Source organism: Sporosarcina cascadiensis (genome assembly GCF_009650995.1).
Taxonomy (GTDB): Bacteria; Bacillota; Bacilli; order Bacillales_A; family Planococcaceae; genus Sporosarcina; species Sporosarcina cascadiensis.
The window spans coordinates 1-1,135 of the sequence record NZ_WHVV01000038.1 but is presented as its reverse complement, the minus strand read 5'-3'; the positions used below and the strand labels follow the sequence as shown (position 1 = coordinate 1,135).

1 rRNA gene is annotated in these 1,135 nt (G+C 50.7%); it reads right to left on the bottom strand.

Annotation, left to right across the window (positions count from 1 at the left end):
• Window positions 1-1,133, bottom strand: a 23S ribosomal RNA gene (locus GDZ68_RS17885); the annotation flags it as partial.
• Window positions 1,134-1,135 lie beyond the last annotated feature (2 nt).

Here is a 1,135-nt window from a genome sequence, read left to right as displayed (position 1 = left end):
CTTTAAATGATGGCTGCTTCTAAGCCAACATCCTGGTTGTCTGGGCAACGCCACATCCTTTTCCACTTAACAGATACTTGGGGACCTTAACTGGTGGTCTGGGCTGTTTCCCTCTCGACAATGGATCTTATCACCCACTGTCTGACTCCCAAACATAAATCATCGGCATTCGGAGTTTGTCTGAATTCGGTAACCCGGGATGGGCCCCTCGTCCAAACAGTGCTCTACCTCCGAGATTCTATCGTTTGAGGCTAGCCCTAAAGCTATTTCGGAGAGAACCAGCTATCTCCAGGTTCGATTGGAATTTCACCGCTACCCACACCTCATCCCCGCATTTTTCAACATACGTGGGTTCGGGCCTCCAGTCAGTGTTACCTGACCTTCACCCTGGACATGGGTAGATCACCTGGTTTCGGGTCTACGACCCCATACTCATTCGCCCTATTCAGACTCGCTTTCGCTGCGGCTCCGCTTTCTCAGCTTAACCTTGCATGGAATCGTAACTCGCCGGTTCATTCTACAAAAGGCACGCCATCACTCATTAACGAGCTCTGACAATTTGTAAGCGCACGGTTTCAGGATCTATTTCACTCCCCTTCCGGGGTGCTTTTCACCTTTCCCTCACGGTACTGGTTCACTATCGGTCACTAGGGAGTATTTAGCCTTGGGAGATGGTCCTCCCGGATTCCGACGGAATTTCACGTGTTCCGCCGTACTCAGGATCCACTCTGGAGGGAATGTGCTTTCGACTACGGGGCTGTTACCCACTGCGGCGGACCTTTCCAGATCGCTTCGTCTAACGCATTCCTTTGTAACTCCGTATAGAGTGTCCTACAACCCCAAGAAGCAAGCTTCTTGGTTTGGGCTCTTCCCGTTTCGCTCGCCGCTACTAAGGGAATCGATGTTTCTTTCTCTTCCTCCGGGTACTTAGATGTTTCAGTTCTCCGGGTGTGCCACGATTACGCTATGTATTCACGTAAACGTACTGTTCTATTAAAAACAGTGGGTTTCCCCATTCGGAAATCTTCGGATCAAAGCTCACTTACAGCTCCCCGAAGCATATCGGTGTTAGTGCCGTCCTTCATCGGCTCCTAGTGCCAAGGCATCCGCCGTGCGCCCTTTCTAACTTAACCTA